This window comes from Actinomadura physcomitrii (genome assembly GCF_008923205.2).
Taxonomy (GTDB): Bacteria; Actinomycetota; Actinomycetes; order Streptosporangiales; family Streptosporangiaceae; genus Spirillospora; species Spirillospora physcomitrii.
In genome coordinates this window covers 175,576-191,801 of sequence record NZ_WBMS02000011.1, presented here as the reverse complement: position 1 = coordinate 191,801, position 16,226 = coordinate 175,576, and the positions used below count along the sequence as shown (strand labels likewise).

Here is a 16,226-nt window from a genome sequence, read left to right as displayed (position 1 = left end):
CTGAGCGGGTTCAGAGGGGCAGCGGGCCCTGGCCGGTCTTGTGGGCGTGGCGGCGCAGGTCGTCCAGGGTGACGGGGTCCGTTTCGAGCTGCGCGCACAGACGGGTCAGGAAGTCCTCGGCGTCGGCGGCGGACGGGCGGCGCGCCGAGACGACGCGGGTGAGGGCCCGGTCCAGGACGGCCTCGCGGCGCAGCCGCGGATCGTCGCACCACAGTTGCAGGACGTGGCTGCGGGGCGTCACGTAGGAGCCGAGGCGGATCAGCGCGAACGTCCCCTTGCGGCCGGGGCGGGCGGGCGCGGCGGTGTAGCGGTCCGCGGGCAGGGTGAGGCGCAGGGCGCCGTCGGCGGTCCAGCTCAGGTGCGCGGGGTCGATGTCGCGCTCGGCGAGCCAGCCGCCGAAGTCGGCGCGGACATCGCCGGAGTCGCTCAGCGCGAGCGCGTGGGCGAGGGCGGGCCAGCCGCGGCAGAGGCGCTCGAGGTGCTCGTCGCTCGCGTCGGAGACCGCGGAGTAGGCGAGGAGCGACGGCCCCTGCTCGGTCCGCGTGCGGACGACGTAGCACGGCAGGTAGGCGTTGCCGAGGGCCTGGAAGGTGAGCTGCCGGAGCTCGTCGGGGACGTTGAAGTCGCGGCGGTCGGGACGCGCCGCGAGGCGCTGCAGCGCGTCGTCGCGGTAGGGGCGGGCGTGGTCGAGCAGGCGGTGCCGTTTCTGCCCGGCGGCCTGGGCGGCGTCCCAGACGACGACCTTGCGGCCGTAGTAGGCGGCGGGGAGCGGCTCGCCGGACACGCCGTCGAAGTAGAGCTTCTGCCGGTCGCGTTTCGGGACGTAGCGGGCGTCGTCCCGTACGGACCGGGCGCCGAGGTCGGTGAGGGCGAGCGTCCCGTCGGGGCGGGACACCACGTGCCCGACGCCGCCGAGGAACCGCAGGACGCGGTCCACCATCGCCTCGTCCAGGCCGAGGAAGGCGGCGATCTGCGGGACGGTCCGCAGCCCGGCGTCGGCGATGGCGCGGCCGACGAAGCGGTCGAGCAGGTCGTAGGGCTGCCGGTCGTCGACGAACGCCTCGATCTCGACGGCGTACAGCGGGAGCCCGATCCGGTGCAGGTGCGTCGGCCGGACGCCGGGCCGGGCCGCCGCGTCCTCCAGGGCGCGGGCGGGGTCGTACAGCGGGTCCCTCACCGTTCTCCCTCCCGGGCGATCAGCCCGCTGATCTCGCGGGCGGCGCGCAGATCGCCGCCGGTGCGGACGTGGTCGAGCAGGGCCCGCGCCATCGCGCGGAACGCCGGGTCGGCGGCCTGCGTCAAGGTCGCGGAGTCCCCCACCAGGATCAGCAGGCGGCGGGCGCGGGAGAACGCGACGTTGGCGCGGCGCAGCTCGTCGAGGAAGCCGACCGCGCCGCCGGCGTTGCTGCGGGTGAACCCGAAGACGATGAGGTCGCGTTCACCGCCCTGGAACGAGTCGACGGTCCCGACCCCCGCGGCGGCCTCCTCCTCGTCGCCGAGGCGCCCGGCGACCATCTCGGTGACGAGGCCGACCTGCGCCTGGTAGGGCAGGATCACCGCCCAGTCGGCGACCGTCCCGCGGTAGTGGGCGACGAGGTCGGTGATGATGCGGGCCTCGGCGTCGTTGGCGTAGCCGCTGTCGGCCCAGCGCTCGTCCGGCCGGGGGCGCCGTTCGCGGCGCTCGCGCTGCGGCAGGCCGGCGGTGTCGACGAACACCAGGGGCGAGGCGAACAGGGCGTCGCGGTGCGGGCGTTCGACGTCCGATTCGAGGAAGCCGTCGTAGAACCACTGCGAGACGAACCGCGCGACGACCGGCGGCATCCGGCGCTGGTGGCGCAGGATCTCGCGGTGGCCGTCCGGGACGCCCGGGAAGAGCAGCTCGAAGGCGCTCTTGGTGACGAGGTCGAGGGCGCGCGAGTCGCTGCGGGCCCACGCCCGCACCTGCGGGTCGACGAACGGCGGGAGCTGGTTGTGGTCGCCGACCAGGACGGCGCGCCGGGCCCGCACGAGCGGGACGAGCACGTTCGGGGTGCTGATCTGCCCGGCCTCGTCGACGACGGCGACGGCGAAGTCGAGGCCCCGGAGCGCGCCGGTGGTGGCGGCGCCGATGCACGTCGCGCCGATCACGTCGGCGTAGCGGGCCAGCTCGGGGTAGAGCTGCTCGGTGCGGCTGCCGAGGTGCCCGCGCCATTCGGTGAGCAGCTCCAGGCGGCGGCGCATCAGATCGAGGGCCTGGCCGGCCTGGTCGCGGAACGCGCGCAGTGCGGGAAGGCCGGGGCCCGGCGAGGGCGGTACCGGCACGCCGTGCAGCAGGGCGTGCAGTTCCGCGGCGTCGTCGGCGGCGGCCCGCGCGCGGTCGCGGGTCGCGGTCCGGGCGTCGTCGAGGGCGCGGCTCAGCTTCACCAGCTCGGGTGAGCTCGCGCGGATCCGGTGCGATTCGGCCAGCGCCGCGTCCCGATCCCGCAGGACGGCGGTCAGCGCGGCCTGGACCTGCGCCCGCTCCGCCAGCCCCGCCTGGAACTCGGCGGCGAGGCGCTCGGCGCGTCCGCGCAGCAGAGCGCCGATGACCGGCCACCGGGTCCTCGCCACGGCGCGGTCCCTGCTCCGGGCGAGCGCCTCGAGACGGGCTTCGCGGTCCGCGAGCACGCGCCGATGCTCGTCGGCGCGGGCGGTCAGCACGCGGGCGTGCTCGTCCACGGGCGCGGTGAGCTCGGCGGCCCGGCGCTCCAGCGCGGTGGCGGCCCGCCGCTCGGCGGCCTCCGCCGCGTCGAGCGCATCGAGGGAAGCGTCGAGCTGCCGGGCCCAGGCGTCGGCCTCGCCGCGTCCCGGCGCGGCCGGCGCGTAATCGCAGACGGCGGCCTCGGTGCGGCGGATGATCTCGCCCTGCAGCGTCGCCGCCTGCGCCTCCAGCGTGAGGTGCTCGCAGCCCGGCGTGACGCCGTCGTCGCGCCCGGCCCGCAGCACCACCAGGTCGGGCGGCAGCTCCTGCAGGACGTTGTCGACCGCGCGGTTGGTGTAGGAGGTGATGAGCACGCGCTCGCCCGCCGCCGCGCAGGCCCGCGCGATCTCGGTGATCGTCCGGGTCTTGCCGGTGCCCGGCGGTCCGAGGATCAGCGCGGTGTCTGGCACCGCGAGCGCCTTGCGGAACGCCGAGGTCTGGCTGCCGTCCAGCGCCCGGGCCGGCTCGGCCGCGGCGGGCCGGAACGGGCGGAACCGGTGCCCGGCCAGCACGTCCAGGAGGAACGGATTGGCGGACGCCCCGTCGCGCAGCAGCCGTACCGCCTCCGCCTGCCGGTCGAACGGGACGGTCGACGGCGACTCGACGAACGCGCCGATCTTCGGGATCGCGTCGACGTCCACCGGCCGCTCGAACCGGACGGTCATCAGCGTGCCCCGCAGCGCGTCGACCCGCCCGCGCAGGTCGGGGGCCTCGCGCACGTGCAGCCGGGTGCCGACGACCGGGCGGCGGCTGCCGATGAGCTGGAAGTCGTGGACGCCGCGCGCGGAGCGGCGCCGCGCCGCGGACGCGTCCACCCGCCGGTAGGAGATCATGCCGTCGGTGCGGGCGGCGGCCAGCTCGACGCGGCGGCCCTCGTCGATCATCCGGTCGAGGAGGTCGAGGAACTCCTCGTGCGCCTTCGGCGCCGTCGCGTCCGCCGTCCGCGCGGCGGCGGCCTCGGTCAGCAGGCGCCACCGCTCCCGCAGGACGTCCCATTCGGCGCGGGCCTGGAACGGCAGCTCCTGGATGGTGTCGTGGTACACCCAGCCGGCGGCGCGGAGCCGCAGCGCTCCCCGCACGACCTCGTCATGGTGCTCGAACCCCATCGGGACGACGCCGCCGAGGGCGTACCCATTGCCGTGCTTGGTGACGTTCAGCGACAGGACGTACCGGCCGTCGACGTAGAGCTTCAGGAAGTCGCCGCGCCCGCCGCGCCCCCGTTCGACGCGCGCCGGCACCGGTCCCCGGGCCGTGACGGCGCACAGATCCCGGACGATGCCGTCCACATCGGGCAGGAACGGGTGGCGGGCGCGCCGCTCGGCCAGCTTCTCGACGAAGCGCAGCGAGGGCACGAGATGGACGGTCCCCGGCAGGTCGACGTGCAAGTCGTGCATGCGTCCTCCGTTTCGGCGGTCAGCCGTCGCCCAGCCCCGCGGCGAACGCGCGGGCGCCGGGCCGCTCCGCCGCGTCCGCGGACAGGGCGCGGAGCAGCATCGCGTCCCACCCGGCGCCGGCGGCGGGATTGAGGACGGACGGCGCGACGTGCCGGTGACGGCGGCCGGCCGGACGCCCGGTGATCAGCTCGTACAGGATCCGCGCCAGTTGCCGGACGTCCGCCGCGCCGGCCGCGGGCCTCCCCGCCGCCGCGAGACCGAGATCGCGCAGCGCGAGCGCGCCCGGAGCGGGCATGAGGATCGTCCCGCCGCTCAGCGCCCCGTGAGCCAGGCCGCGGTCGTGGAGTTCACCGAGCGCCTCGCACAGATCGGGCAAGGCTCCCGCCAGGAGCGCCAGTTCGTCCCGGCCCGGCACGGCGCCCGTACGGGTCAGCCGGTCGCGCGCGGTCGTCGGCGCCGGCATCGCCGTCACGACCGCGACCGTCCGCTCCGTCATCTCCACGCCGAGCAGGCGCGGCAGCGCGGGAAGCGCCGGCAGGTCGGCGAGCAGCGCCATCTCGTCGGCCGCCATCGTCCGCGCCGAGTTCGACGGGCCCGCGCCGTGCCGCGTCCACCACAGGCGCAGCCAGGCGTGCCCCTCGGTCCGGCCTTCGCCGTAGACGTGGCCCTGGCAGCGGACGGCGCCGCCGTCGCAGGTCACGGCCTCGTACGCCCGTTCGGCATGCTCGACGGCGTCGCGGTGCGGCCCCGGCTCGGCGCAGATCCGGTACGGCTCGCCGTCGACGACGACCACGTCCCCCGGACCGGGCGGCCCCTCCCGTCCCCGCGCCTGCGGTTCGGGAGGCGTAGGCCGCGCCGCGAGGACCGCCGTCCACGACTCGTGGTCGCGCTTCAACTGGAGCAGCTTGTGCCGCGGCCACAGCCTCTCCCCGTCGCCCTTGTCGATGGTGCGATGGTGGGACGGGCAGAGCAGCACCAGGTTGGCGATGCCGTTGACGTCCGCGGGACGGTCGCCCGCGCCTCTCGGGCCGCCGTCCTTCTCCGCGACGATGTGCGCCGCCTCGGCGATGTTGTAGCCGGTCCCGCCGGGACCGGCGTCGATCACCAGGGACCGCCCGCACATCGCGCACCGCCCGCCCCCGCGCTCGAACAGCTCTCGTCGCGTCCGTTCCGAGGCAGGCACGCCGGAATGGTAACGAATCGCCCCGACAGGACGGCCTTAGAGAAGAAAGTGACCACCCTCGGCCGCAGAGGCCCAGGCCGGTCCAGGCGACGGGGCCTCGACAAAGCCTTTGACAAGTACTGTGCGCTTCGAAGAGATCCGTGTCCGAGTCCCCGCGCCCCGGCAGCTCCGTCGACGGCATCCTCATCTTCCATCCGGCCCAGGGCCGTCGACCTGCGCGAAATACTGGCATATCTGCGCCGTACGAGTGAGTACGCAGGTGGCGGTGCTGTTTGCGGCTCAGCCGTCGGCAGGGCTTTGGGCGGGGAGGAGGGAGACGGCGGTGGCGTAGAGGGGGAAGGGGGTCAGAGATTCCGCCGAACCCATCGACCGCCAGCGTCGGCCTCTCCGCGCGTGCCCCTCCCCATCCGCCCAGCCTCCCGTCGCCCCGGCCGACCCCGAAGCGCCCTCGCTTCGAGATCGGCCCTGCGTCCGGTCACGCCCGGTCGAGCGCTCCATCCTTGATCGCCCGCAGCAGGCTTCCGAGCCGCACCCGGTCTACAACAAGCCGCCCGCCGTCCGGGTCCCTGGAGTCCCTGATCCCGATGCCGCTCATCAACTCGGCCACCTCGACGCACATCTCATCGTTCGAGCTTCCGCTGTACGAGCTCTTGCGCCAATTGATCAACATCCGAAGCCCTCCATGAGCTGTTCGATCAGGGCACGGGATTCACCCTCGGACGAGGCTTTTGCCCCGATCAACTCGAAATCTACGGCCATCTCCCGCACCTCGGCGGCGTCCTGAGCCAATCGGCCACCGCGAAACGCACCGATGTAGGCGACGTCCTTGCGCTCCAGGCTCATGATCTGGAACGGGCCGTTCAACCCGAAGTGCCATCCGGCCGATCGAGCGATGACTCGGATGCTCACGCTCGGACGCTCCCCCAACTCCAGCAGCCGCTGAAGTTGAGCCTTCATCCGCTCCATGAGCGCCTTCTCGACGTCGGCAACGCGTGCCAGCGACAGGACGGCGCGGGCGTAGTCCTCGGTCTGCAAGGGAACGGGAATCGTCTGCCCTTGGTAGATCCGGAGAATTTTGGCCTTCACCTCGTACTCGACGCTCTGGCGGAACCAGTCGGGATTGTGCAGGCAGCGGGCGAAGTGCAGGAGGCGCTCGAAGTGGCCGCCCGTGTCCCACGCCTGATCCAGGGCTTTCGCCTGGTTCATGTCGATGCACGCGCGCCCCGCCTCCAGGTTCGCAACATGCGATCGGACGCAGTTGATGATCTCGCCGACACGGGTGCCGGTGAGGCCCCGCTTCTGACGGTAAAAACGCAGGTCGAAGGCCAGCCAGGCGTAGAGCGAGGACATGGGGTCGATCTCGTCGGCGGCGCTCATCGACATCTCCCGGGGGTTGGGATGTTTGCGAATACACACCACTCTAATCACTTGACGTGATTCTGGGGACACGAATCGTGAATCTCTGCAGGAAGGAGTGGGCAACGGATGATGAGCACACCGGACTGCCTGCTGATCCCCATGCTCGCGTCGAAGGCGGCGCCGGGCCTCGCGCGCACGCTCACGAAAACACGACTTCACAATTGGGGCTACGGTCATATTTCGGACGATGCATTCCTGATCGCCTCGGAATTGATCACCAACGCCGTGGCGGCCACGCCCGGCAAGGAGATCCGCTTCCAGTTCAGCCGTGACGTCGCGGGCGTCCTCATCGCGGTGTGGGACGCGAGCACGGCACAGCCGCAGGCTCGCCCGATGATCGACATGACCCTGGACACCCTCGACGTCTCCGAGGAGCACTGGGACGACAACGGCGGCCGGGGCCTCCCGATCGTCGCGGCCCTCGCCGCCGAGTGCGGCCCACCCCCGACCCGTCCGGCGGCAAATGGGTGTGGGCCCGCCTCAAACCCTGACCTCGCCTCGTCGCGCGGCGAGTGCTGCTCGATCGCCGCGACGTTCCGTGCGAACGCGGGCAACGACCAGGCAACCGAGCAGGGTCTCGTGGCGGGTATCAACACGAACTCGGTCTTCGCTCTGCGAGACCCGGGCCACGGGCAATGGGTGAGGTGTCGCAGATCGGCTTCCATCCCTTGGACCGCGTTGCAGAGCCGATGTGAATAGCATTGCGGTGCTGCGACGGAGCGATGGGGCCAGGGAGAGTGGGCGCGGGATGCCTTCGAGGGGGCGGAAGCCTCGGGACGAGGAGAAGCCCCGCGGTTCGTGGGCGGAGCGGGCGGCGGACCGTTCGCCGGCCGTCCGGCGTTCGCGGACCCGGGGCGTCGAGAAGGCGAAGCAGATCGTCGAGGCCGCGCGCCGGCTCGTGGCCGCGAAGGGCACGGATTTCACCACCCAGCAGCTGGTGCGGGAGGCCGGTGTCGCGATCCAGACGTTCTACAACTATTTTCCGAGCAAGGACCAGGTGCTGCTCTCCCTGATGGAGGAGCTGATCAACGAGTCCTGTGCCGTGCTCGAACGCCGGGGGCGCGAGCTGCCCGATCCCGTCTCGCGGCTGCGGTACTACATCCGGGCCCTGATCGACACGGTCGGGACCGAAGGTGCGGGCGGCGCCCACCCCCGCTTCGTCACCACGGAACATTGGCGGCTGCACCAGTTGTACCCGGAGGAGCTCTCGCATGCGACGCGGCGGTACGCCGAGCTGCTCATACCGGAGATCCGGGCGGCCGCCGAGCGGGGGCTGCTCAGGCCGGTGCATGAGGAGTACGACGCGTGGCTGGTCACCCAGCTGATCATCTCGGTGTACCACTACTACGCGTATGCGCCGCTGGACGCGCCGGCGGAGGTCCTCGCGGACCGCGTGTGGGCGTTCTGCCTCGCCGCGCTGGGCGGGACGCCCGAACTTTCGGAAGGGCCGATCTGACCCGGCCCCATTGACGAATATGCGCTTACTTGTTTTGGTAGAAGCACGTTCTACCAAAGGGGTGCGCGGTGAGCCCGACGCGTGACGTGCTCGACGTGGACCGTGTGCGCGAGCTGTTCGACCTGCGCGGCAGCTTCGTCGCCCAGGCCGGCGGCGGCTACGAGGACGATCCGTATCCGATATGGCGGTCGTTGCGGGAGCGGGCGCCCGTGCACGAGGGCACCGTGCACGAACTCACCGGTGTCGACGAGCCGCTGCTCTTCCACGGCCTGCCGGAGCCGGACCGGCCGCACTTCTCGGCGTTCGCCCACGCCGCCTGCGACCGCGCCTACCGGGACGGCGAGGTCTTCGCGTCCTCGCCGGAAGCGGTCGACCTCGACGGAGCGCCCGCCGTGACCAACAGCATGCTGTCGATGGGCGGCGAGCGGCACCGGCGCTACCGCGCGCTGGTGCAGCCGTCGTTCGTGCCCGCGAAGGCCCGGTGGTGGATCAGGAACTGGATCGAACGGACCGTCCACCTGCTGATCGACGCGTTCGCGGACCAGGGCAGGGCCGAGCTCAACGTCGACTTCTGCGCGGCGATCCCGGTGCTGACGATCACCGGTGCCTTCGGCATCCCGCTGGAGCGCGCGCTCGACGTGCGGGCGGCCGCGCGGCGGCCGCAGGACGTCCTGCGGATCCTCGGGCCGATCGTGGCGGAACGGCGGGAGCGGCCCCGCGACGATCTGATCAGCGTGCTGGTCGAAGCGGAGGTCAAGGACGCGGACGGCACGCCGCACCGGCTGACCGACACCGAGATCCACTCGTTCGCCCTGCTGCTGCTCGCCGCCGGGTCGGGCACGACGTGGAAGCAGATGGGCATCACGCTCGCCGCGCTGCTGCAGCGGCCCCATGTCCTCGCGGCCGTCCGCGAGGACCGCGCGCTGCTGCGGCCGGCGATCGAGGAGTCGACGCGGTGGCAGCCCACCGACCCGATGTTCTCGCGGTGGGTGACGCGGGACACCGACTTCTTCGGGGTGCGTCTGCCGAAGGGGGCCGTCCTGCACATCTCCATCGGCGCGGCCAATCGCGACCCGGCACGGTGGGAGAACCCGGACGAGTACGACGTGCATCGTCCTCCGAAGGCGTCCCTCGCGTTCGGCGGCGGCCCGCACATCTGCCTCGGCATGCACGTCGCGCGCGCCGAGATGCTCACCGGAATCGGCGCGCTGCTCGACCGGCTGCCGAACCTGCGCCTCGACCCGGACGCCGAGCCGCCGCGTTTCATCGGGTTCTACGAACGCGGCGCGACCGCCATTCCCGTCGTCTTCGGCTGAACCGGGCCCGTCGCGCTCGCTACGCCTCGCGGCCGTCGATGACGAGCGGGAGGGTCTCCCAGCCGCGGACGGTGGAGGTCTGCGCCATCCTGGCCGCGTCCCAGTCGACGTCCCATGCGGGGAAGCGCTTGAGCATCTCCTCGAGCGCGATCCGTCCTTCGAGCCTGGCCAGGGCCGCTCCGAGGCAGTAGTGGGCGCCGAGGCCGAACGTCAGCTGCTGGCCGACGGTGCGGTGGATGTCGAAGCTCTCCCCGCCGGGGTAGCGCGCCTCGTCGCGGTTGGCGGAGGCGACGATGAACAGGATGGCGCTGCCGGCCGGTACCGTCCGGCCGTGCATCTCGACGTCCTTGGCGACGTACCGGGCGATGAACGGTCCCGGGGGTTCGTAGCGCAGGATCTCCTCGATCGCGTTGGGGATCAGGGAGGGGTCGTCGACGAGTTCCCGGCGCTGGTCGGGGTGGCGGGCGAGGGTGGAGGCGATCCAGCCGACGAGCCGCCCGGTGGTCTCGTTGCCCGCGCCGGCAAGCACGGTGACGTAGGTGAGGACCTCATCGCGCGTGAGGGTGCGCGTCACGCCGTTCTCGTCCTCGAACCGGGTGTTCAGCAGCTGGGTCATCAGGTCGTCGGAGGGGTGGTCGCGGCGCCACTCGAGGTAGTCGGCGAACGTCTCATTGGTGAAGTGCGTTTCGCCGCTGTAGTCGATCCCGCTGCCGGCCTCGGTGCGCAGGTGCTCGTCGGCGCTGTCGCGGATGGCCGCCTGGTCGGCCTCCGGGATGCCGAGCAGCATGCCGATCACCCGCATCGGCATCTCGGCGCTGACCTCGGCGATCAGGTCGAAGCGCCGCTCGCCGGCCAGCGGATCGAGGGTGCGCGCGCAGAACCGGCGCACCAGCGGCTCCAGCGCGGCGATCCGGCGGGGCGTGAAGACGCGCACGAGCAGCCGGCGGTGGATGTCGTGCAGCGGCGGATCCTCGAAGATCAGCGTGCCCGGAGGGATCCGCACGCCGGATTTGATCAGTTCGAGGATGCCGCCCCGGCCGGAGGTGAACGTCCGCCAGTCCGGCAGGCCGCTCTCGCAGTCGGCGAACCGGCTGACCGCGTAGAAGTCGTGCTCGTCGTTGTAGTACAGCGGCGCCTCCTCCCGCATCCGCCGGTACGTCGGATAGGGGTCGGCCACCAGGGACTGGTCGTAGGGGTCCCAGCGGACGGCGGTGTCGGTGCTCATCTGCATGCCTCCGGAACTAGGGGACGGAACCGCGTACTCGCGGAATGGTGCGGACCGGCGATGTCAGCCGGCGACGGCGGACCGGCCGGCCTTGTCGACGATCTTCTCGGCGTCGCTGCGGGTGAGGAATCCGAGGCGGGCCGCCGACGATGCCGCCGCGGACACCTTGCGGACGTAGTCGTCGCGGGTGGGGTACAGGTGCGCGAGCACGGGCTCGGCGGCACGGGGCGGGGAGGGGTCGGAGGGATCCGCTCCGTCGTGCCGGTCCCACGGGTCGGCGTCGGCGTTCCATGCGTCGGACGCGCCGAACAGCGTGCAGATCAGCCCGGTTATCCCGCCGCCGCGCTGACCGGACAGCGTCCGCGTCGGCACGGTGACGTCGGGCAGGCGCACCCCGCCGAGGGCCAGCCCGGTGGCGGGGTCGCGCGCGATGCCGCCGCCGGACAGGGTGATGGGGGCGCCGGCGGCCGGTGCGGGCCCGCCGCGCATCCAGCGGTCGAGCGCGGCCAGCGCGGCGTCCGCGGCGTAGTGGCCGGGGCCGTCGTTGATCGGCGCGGCGTCTTCACCGCAGACGGCGTCGAGCTGGACCGGGACGCCGGTGGATCTCTTCACCGTGGGCGCGATCTGGTCGAACATCCATCTGTCCGCGTGGGCGGATCCCGTGATCTCCCAGGTGTGGACGGTCGCCGAGTCCGGCTGGCGGGCGGCGGCGTTCAGGCCGACGTCGGACTCGGTGGCGAGCAGGAACGTAGGGGCCTTGAGGTCGGTCCGGATCCGCGCGGTGGGGAACGACAGGTCGATGTAGCCGTCGGCGAGCGGCGCCGCGAACGAGGCGTTGCTGTGGATGAGGTAGCCGTCGAACATGCGGGCCTGCGGCGCCACGGCGTTGACGTAGGTGGCCATGCGCACCGCGGACTGCGACTCGCCGTCCCCGATGAACTTCGATGCGCGCAGATCTCCCAGCGGACTCGGACCGTTCGGGGAGCGCAAAGCTTTGGCGGCCTGGGAGAAGATGTCGTAGGAATACTTGTCGCCGGGATGGGCGAGGCTCGCGTACCGCGCCGAATCCCAGGCGCGCATGCCCAGCGGGCCCGTGATCCCTATCTGCTGCGCCGACACGCCCACCCAGGCGTAGCCGGCGCGCAGCAGTTCGTCGTGGGCGTAGGACCAGTCGGGCATGGTGTCCAGGGTGCCGGTGTCGTTGAGCCACTCGACGAGCACCGTGCCGTTGAACCTCGATTGCCGTGCGGGACGGCGGACGAGGATGCGCGTCCTGTAGGCGGCGCTGCCTGCGGGTTTGACCGTCCAGTGGCCGTCGAACGTCCATGTCCCGGCCTTCTCGTAGGCCGTCGCCGTGCCTTGGAGGAAGAATTCCTGCTCGACATAGCCCTCGGCGGCGAGGTCCTCCGCGTCTGCCATGAACGGGAAACCGTGATCGCCCCGGGGCGGCGTGATGATCACGGGAGAGCGGACACCGGCGGGGGCTTCCGCGCGCGCCGGCGGCGCCTGTAAGAACAACGCGGTGATCGCCAATGCGGGCAGAACGGCGAGCACTTTTTTCATAGTCGGATGACAAAAAAGCCGGCGCCGGTTCGGCCTCGAACGAATCACGACCATCGCCTGCCGTCCCTGGGACGAGAACAAGTAGGTAGAAGCTCGTTCTACTGAAACAGCAGTCGTCATATCCGTCAAGGCGTCGTCGAATCCCATCGCGGCGGTGGACGTCGCGTGCCGGGGTTCCCCGCGGGCGTTCGGACCGTCAGTCGCCGTCGGTGGGGAGGAGGGAGACGGCGGTGGCGTAGAGGGGGAAGGGGGCGTTCGGGGTGGGGGTGTGGAAGCCCGGGAGGGGTGGGGCGTGGCGGGCGTGGGGCAGGAGGGCGTGGACGACGTCGGCGGCGGTGGAGGGGCGGGCGGACGGGTCGTCGGCGAGGAGGGAGTGCAGGAGGTGCGCCATCGGGGCCGGCAGGTCGGGGGGCGGGGGCGCGCCGTCGTGGTGGTGGCCGGTGAGGAGTTCGTGGAGGACGCAGCCGGCCGAGTAGAGGTCGCTGCGGGCGTCGGCGCCGGTGTAGCCGTCGAGTTCGGGGGCGATGTAGCGGGCGGAGCCCGGGACCTCGCCGGGGTGGGTGATGGCGGAGAACCGGCGCGGTCGGCGGCGGTGGCGACGCCGAAGTCGAGGATCTTCACGGTGCCGTCGGGGGCGAGGACGATATTGGACGGGGTGAGGTCGCGGTGGATCAGGCCGGCGGCGAGGGCGGCGCAGAACTGGGCGCCGATCAGGGCGGCCCAGGGGACGGGGACGGTGTCGTCGCCGCGTTCGGCGATGAGGTCGCGCAGGCTCACGGCGCTGGGGACGAGTTCCATGACCATGAAGAGGTCGTCGTGGTGGGCGCCGAAGTCGTAGAGGGCGGGGATGCCGGGGTGGTGGAGGCGGGCGAGGCGGGCCTGCATGTCGTTGACCATGGCGCGTTCGGGGACGCAGACGGCGATCGCCGATGTCGGTGTGGCGATCTTCCAGGTCGGGATCACGCTGACCCTGTTCCAGGTACTACTGCTGAACCAGATCGCCGAGGACAGGTTCGTCGAGCACGCGCGCTCCGTGCCCGACGAGCAGCAGGAGGACGTGAAGCTGGCCGTCGCCCAGTCGATGGCGGAGAGCGAGAAAGTGGAGACGCTGCGCCTGTCCCCCAAGGAACTCGACCACGTGATCGAGACCGCTTCGCGCCTGCGCTCCGGGAACCTACTACGAGGTGTTCTCCCAGTTCGCCTACTACACGACCAACGTGCGCAGGACGCGTTTCGCCTTCCGTGTCGCCAGATGGAAGGACGAGTACGACGTGGCGTTGAGGGCGCAGGACATGGGCGCGGTCTGGCGGCTCCCCTGACGGGGGAGTTCGACGACTGGAGCAACGGGTTCACCTTCATCGACGCCACCTTCGGCGGGCAGCCGGTCTCGTTCAGCGCCAAGGTGCTCGCCAACGGCAACCTGCTGAGCTTCGAGGTTCCGAAGCCGACGTTCGGTGCCACGTACTCGATCAGCGTGGCCGTCCCCGGCATCGAGCGGATCCGCGCCCTGGACTACTTCGGCGCGCCCCGTCCCGCGTCCATCAGCTACGCCCCCGGGGCTCGACCGGACGCAGGTCATCAGCGTCAGCGTGGACGCTTGGATCCTGCCCAAGGCGGGCATAGCGGTGATCTGGCAGCGCCGACCGCCCGAGGCCTGACCACCCCGCAGACGGCGGTCGCGGCCCGCACGGAACCGATGGGCGATTCTTGCCGATTGCCCGAGAATTGCAAGCCGACCCGCTAAAATCTCGCCATGCCCGGGGAAGAACTCCATGTCCGTGGCGCGGACTATGCACGACGAGCCAAGCTATGGCTCGACAACACCACCCGCGTACGGGCATCGTGGCTGGTCACCGATCAATTCGGGGTGGACAGGCTGACGTTCTCATGGCCGTTCGCCACTGAGGGTTTCTCGTTCGATCTCGGCGGCATCCTGCGGGGAGAGGGCCTGGACAACCAGTCCTTTCTTACCGAAGTGAAGGGGTACTCGACGCCCGGCGACCAGGGCTCGCATTACCTCAGCTACCTAGCGAAATGCTACGTAGCGGTGAGTGAGCACCCCGGCAACGCGCAGAACTTCATGTGGATCACATGGTGCCCCTTCAACGTCACGAACTGGAACGAGCTCTGCTCACCGGCGAAGGTCCGGGAAGGCGTCCTCCACGAACGAGGCCGCGTCCTGGGCACCGAGGACCACGACAAGGCCGAAACCCTAATTAACGGCAGCCGAATCAAAGATGTGGCCGATCGCCTCTGGCTCATCGTATTGTCGGAGCGGCAGGAGAAGCTCGTCATCTCCCCGGAAGAGCTCGGCGAGCTGGAGCGGATTCGCAGGAAGCGAGGTCAGTCATGACTGGTCATCGTGTTTCGGCGGGCGCGGAAGACCACGCGAGCATCGCAGCACTAACGCGTTCCATCTCCTCCGTGAAAGAGCAGGTCATCAACCGGATCCGGGCGCTGGACACGCGCGTCCGAATCAGGACCACAGACTACTTCAATAACACCTTCGTTCCCGATATCGTGCTCAGTTGGCCCGGCGAGGAGCGCTCACGGGAGTTGTTCATCCGGGCCGACACCAACCCCGAGCATCTTGCGGAGGACATCGGGCTGGTACCCGACCGGAAACCCATCTTCTACGGGTTGGGATCGGTCTCGTCGTCAGCGGAGCACAACTCGCTGGTATCGTCCGAAGCACAAGACCACGGTGTGCTCATCACCGATGCGGCCGGCGCGGACGAGTTCGTGGCCAGAAGGCGTCGAACCGACCTGTTGGGCCTCGCCTCCGCCGCCGTCCTCCAAGGCGGGCGCGGCGTCGTGGACCGAGAAGAGGCCGCCGATACCGCAACGCTTTTCGAGGACGGTTTCGAATCCGCGAGACGCGGTGACTCCCTGCGGACGGCCAGCGCGGCCGGCCGAATCGCAAGCGTTCTGGATTCGGATCGCACCGACCGACTCCTCCAGGTCCTGCAAGCCCTCTGGGTGGGCTCAGGGCAGCCCGCTTCCCTGTTTCCCGCGGCGGTCAAGCAGGATCACCTCGACGACAGCGCATTACTGTTCCTCCTTGAGCAGGACTGGATCAAGGACACGCTGTTCTGGCGCAATCTGGGGCACTCGCTGAAGTTCGATCAACTGGTGAGCCTGGATCTTTCAGAGCCGACTGAAAACCTGCAGGAACTCATCTGGGCCAACAGCGACCGCCTCAAGGCACGTGCCAGCGCCGCGGTCGCCTCCGAGGTAAACGAACTTCCCGGCAAAAGGTTCGCATACTTTACGATCGAAGACGGCGGCCTCGCGTTCCGCATGCGCCACTCCCTCCTTCGCCTGTACGGCAGCGCCGACCAGTTGCCGGAGACCGTGAAATCCACCGGGGTTCCATTGGGAGATGTCCTGCAGCGGCTACGCCTGCTCATGAGAGACAGAACTCCCGTCCGGACGATCGAGTTCGTCGACGAGGGTCGCAAATGGACCTGCGAGTCCGAGGGCGACACGGGCGTCTTCGACGATGCCGACTTCATGCGGGTGATTTCCACTGCCGGACCGAATGCACAAGTCCGGCGGGTCGCGGTGAGATCTGCCGAAGGGAACCTCCTGAAACTGAACTTCACCAACGATTCCGTGACCGGATACGGATCCAGTCGCTTTGAGATCTCACAGCTTGTCACCCTGGCGCTGCTCGCGTTCCCGAGATTCGATCCCGAGGAGGGGCGCGTTGCCGGCGAGGCCTTCGCGATGATGCGGGCGCATGTCGACCGCCTTTCGGGGGCCAGGCACATGGTGACGCCCGAAGAGAGCCCGCGCGAGATCGACGATTGGTGATCTTCGGATTCTGCCGTGAACGATGACAACCGTAGTCCGGCTCGCATCACGGGCTCTCCGGCGGTCAAGTGCTCAGCCCCCTGATCTGGCCGGTGCCGGATTCGCCGTGCGCGCTCGTACAGGTACCGCCGGCAG

The 16,226-nt window shown here is 70.6% G+C and carries 14 protein-coding genes and 1 pseudogene; 6 read left to right on the top strand and 9 right to left on the bottom strand.

Annotated features, from left to right (window positions below; genetic code table 11):
• Positions 1–10: 10 nt before the first annotated feature.
• From F8568_RS16405 to F8568_RS16385, 5 genes are all read right to left on the bottom strand, one after another.
• Complete coding sequence (locus F8568_RS16405; RefSeq protein WP_151594410.1) at positions 11–1,177, bottom strand: hypothetical protein; 1,167 nt, start codon at positions 1,175–1,177, stop codon at positions 11–13.
• Positions 1,174–4,113, bottom strand: a complete 2,940-nt coding sequence (locus tag F8568_RS16400; protein WP_151594409.1) for a DEAD/DEAH box helicase — start codon at positions 4,111–4,113, stop codon at positions 1,174–1,176. The genes F8568_RS16405 and F8568_RS16400 overlap by 4 nt, the downstream gene beginning before the upstream one ends.
• Positions 4,114–4,132: 19 nt before the next feature.
• On the bottom strand, positions 4,133–5,296 hold the full coding sequence (locus tag F8568_RS16395) for an HNH endonuclease (RefSeq protein ID WP_151594408.1): 1,164 nt from the start codon (positions 5,294–5,296) through the stop codon (positions 4,133–4,135).
• 475 nt (positions 5,297–5,771) lie between these two features.
• A complete protein-coding gene (locus F8568_RS16390; RefSeq protein WP_151594407.1) occupies positions 5,772–5,966 on the bottom strand; it encodes a DUF397 domain-containing protein in 195 nt (64 codons plus the stop codon).
• Positions 5,960–6,673, bottom strand: coding sequence for a helix-turn-helix domain-containing protein (locus F8568_RS16385; protein ID WP_151594406.1), 714 nt, complete (start codon positions 6,671–6,673; stop codon positions 5,960–5,962). Before F8568_RS16385 ends, F8568_RS16390 begins: the two co-directional genes overlap by 7 nt.
• 108 nt (positions 6,674–6,781) lie before the next feature.
• On the opposite strand from F8568_RS16385, the gene F8568_RS16380 reads away from it, so the two are divergent.
• The 3 genes from F8568_RS16380 to F8568_RS16370 all read left to right on the top strand — a co-directional run bounded on the left by F8568_RS16380 (position 6,782) and on the right by F8568_RS16370 (position 9,487).
• Complete coding sequence (locus tag F8568_RS16380; protein ID WP_151594405.1) at positions 6,782–7,414, top strand: ATP-binding protein; 633 nt, start codon at positions 6,782–6,784, stop codon at positions 7,412–7,414.
• Positions 7,415–7,463: 49 nt separating this feature from the next.
• Positions 7,464–8,171 carry a TetR/AcrR family transcriptional regulator gene (locus tag F8568_RS16375; RefSeq protein ID WP_151594404.1) on the top strand — a complete coding sequence of 236 codons (708 nt, stop codon included), beginning with the start codon at positions 7,464–7,466 and terminating at the stop codon, positions 8,169–8,171.
• A gap of 68 nt (positions 8,172–8,239) precedes the next feature.
• Positions 8,240–9,487: a cytochrome P450 gene (locus F8568_RS16370; RefSeq protein ID WP_151594403.1), complete on the top strand. Its 1,248-nt coding sequence runs from the start codon at positions 8,240–8,242 to the stop codon at positions 9,485–9,487.
• A 19-nt stretch (positions 9,488–9,506) separates the two neighbouring features.
• On the opposite strand, the gene F8568_RS16365 is transcribed toward F8568_RS16370, so the two are convergent.
• The 4 genes and pseudogenes from F8568_RS16365 to F8568_RS51010 all read right to left on the bottom strand — a co-directional run.
• Positions 9,507–10,712 carry a cytochrome P450 gene (locus F8568_RS16365; RefSeq protein ID WP_151594402.1) on the bottom strand — a complete coding sequence of 402 codons (1,206 nt, stop codon included), beginning with the start codon at positions 10,710–10,712 and terminating at the stop codon, positions 9,507–9,509.
• A 63-nt stretch (positions 10,713–10,775) separates the two neighbouring features.
• Positions 10,776–12,395, bottom strand: coding sequence for an alpha/beta hydrolase domain-containing protein (locus tag F8568_RS48180; RefSeq protein WP_407924472.1), 1,620 nt, complete (start codon positions 12,393–12,395; stop codon positions 10,776–10,778).
• 76 nt (positions 12,396–12,471) lie between these two features.
• A complete protein-coding gene (locus F8568_RS48175) occupies positions 12,472–12,666 on the bottom strand; it encodes a hypothetical protein (protein ID WP_236008807.1) in 195 nt (64 codons plus the stop codon).
• A gap of 194 nt (positions 12,667–12,860) precedes the next feature.
• Positions 12,861–13,160, bottom strand: a pseudogene (locus F8568_RS51010) (protein kinase domain-containing protein); the annotation flags it as partial.
• On the opposite strand from F8568_RS51010, the gene F8568_RS16355 reads away from it, so the two are divergent.
• The 3 genes from F8568_RS16355 to F8568_RS16345 all read left to right on the top strand — a co-directional run bounded on the left by F8568_RS16355 (position 13,159) and on the right by F8568_RS16345 (position 16,091).
• Positions 13,159–14,019 carry a hypothetical protein gene (locus F8568_RS16355; RefSeq protein ID WP_202125043.1) on the top strand — a complete coding sequence of 287 codons (861 nt, stop codon included), beginning with the start codon at positions 13,159–13,161 and terminating at the stop codon, positions 14,017–14,019. The pseudogene F8568_RS51010 and the gene F8568_RS16355 sit on opposite strands and share 2 nt — an antisense overlap.
• 9 nt (positions 14,020–14,028) lie before the next feature.
• Entirely contained in the window at positions 14,029–14,628 is a 600-nt protein-coding gene (locus tag F8568_RS16350) for a hypothetical protein (RefSeq protein ID WP_151594400.1), read from the top strand.
• A gap of 71 nt (positions 14,629–14,699) precedes the next feature.
• Entirely contained in the window at positions 14,700–16,091 is a 1,392-nt protein-coding gene (locus tag F8568_RS16345; protein WP_151594399.1) for a hypothetical protein, read from the top strand.
• Positions 16,092–16,226: the final 135 nt, after the last annotated feature.

Excerpts from the sequence above, each read along its gene's own strand:
- F8568_RS16380 (WP_151594405.1), top strand. The coding sequence starts at position 6,782 with ATGATGAGCACACCGGACTGCCTGCTGATCCCCATGCTCGCGTCGAAG.
- F8568_RS16375 (WP_151594404.1), top strand. The coding sequence starts at position 7,464 with ATGCCTTCGAGGGGGCGGAAGCCTCGGGACGAGGAGAAGCCCCGCGGT.
- F8568_RS48175 (WP_236008807.1), bottom strand. The coding sequence starts at position 12,666 with ATGGCGCACCTCCTGCACTCCCTCCTCGCCGACGACCCGTCCGCCCGC.
- F8568_RS16385 (WP_151594406.1), bottom strand. The coding sequence starts at position 6,673 with ATGAGCGCCGCCGACGAGATCGACCCCATGTCCTCGCTCTACGCCTGG.
- F8568_RS16350 (WP_151594400.1), top strand. The coding sequence starts at position 14,029 with ATGCCCGGGGAAGAACTCCATGTCCGTGGCGCGGACTATGCACGACGA.
- F8568_RS16390 (WP_151594407.1), bottom strand. The coding sequence starts at position 5,966 with ATGTTGATCAATTGGCGCAAGAGCTCGTACAGCGGAAGCTCGAACGAT.
- F8568_RS16365 (WP_151594402.1), bottom strand. The coding sequence starts at position 10,712 with ATGAGCACCGACACCGCCGTCCGCTGGGACCCCTACGACCAGTCCCTG.
- F8568_RS16355 (WP_202125043.1), top strand. The coding sequence starts at position 13,159 with ATGTCGTTGACCATGGCGCGTTCGGGGACGCAGACGGCGATCGCCGAT.
- F8568_RS16400 (WP_151594409.1), bottom strand. The coding sequence starts at position 4,113 with ATGCACGACTTGCACGTCGACCTGCCGGGGACCGTCCATCTCGTGCCC.
- F8568_RS48180 (WP_407924472.1), bottom strand. The coding sequence starts at position 12,395 with ATGACGACTGCTGTTTCAGTAGAACGAGCTTCTACCTACTTGTTCTCG.